A 611-nucleotide genomic window follows, 5' to 3' on the forward strand; every position below is an offset into this window, starting at 1 on the left:
CCACTGCTGGTGGCGTGGCGACCGGTTCCGGCCTGGGCCCGCGTTATGTTGATTACGTTCTGGGTATCCTCAAAGCTTACTCCACTCGTGTGGGGGCAGGTCCGTTCCCGACCGAACTGTTTGATGAAACTGGCGAGTTCCTCTGCAAGCAGGGTAACGAATTCGGCGCAACTACGGGTCGTCGTCGTCGTACCGGCTGGCTGGACACCGTTGCCGTTCGTCGTGCGGTACAGTTGAACTCCCTGTCTGGCTTCTGCCTGACTAAACTGGACGTTCTGGATGGCCTGAAAGAGGTTAAACTCTGCGTGGCTTACCGTATGCCGGATGGTCGTGAAGTGACTACCACTCCGCTGGCAGCTGACGACTGGAAAGGTCTAGAGCCGATTTACGAAACCATGCCGGGCTGGTCTGAATCCACCTTCGGCGTGAAAGATCGTAGCGGTCTGCCGCAGGCGGCGCTGAACTACATCAAGCGTATTGAAGAGCTGACTGGTGTGCCGATCGATATCATCTCTACCGGTCCGGATCGTACTGAAACCATGATTCTGCGCGACCCGTTCGACGCGTAATTCTGGTACGCATGGCAGATATTTTGCCTGCCGGGCTAACAG

The 611-nt window shown here is 56.8% G+C and carries 1 protein-coding gene; it reads left to right on the forward strand.

Annotated elements, in window-relative coordinates; translation table 11 throughout:
• A partial coding sequence (locus E0L35_RS25400) for an adenylosuccinate synthetase (RefSeq protein WP_171051236.1) occupies positions 1 to 569 on the forward strand: 569 nt, incomplete at its 5' end.
• Positions 570 to 611: the final 42 nt, after the last annotated feature.

The organism is Halomonas sp. ATBC28 (assembly GCF_005937175.1).
GTDB lineage: Bacteria > Pseudomonadota > Gammaproteobacteria > Pseudomonadales > Halomonadaceae > Vreelandella > Vreelandella titanicae.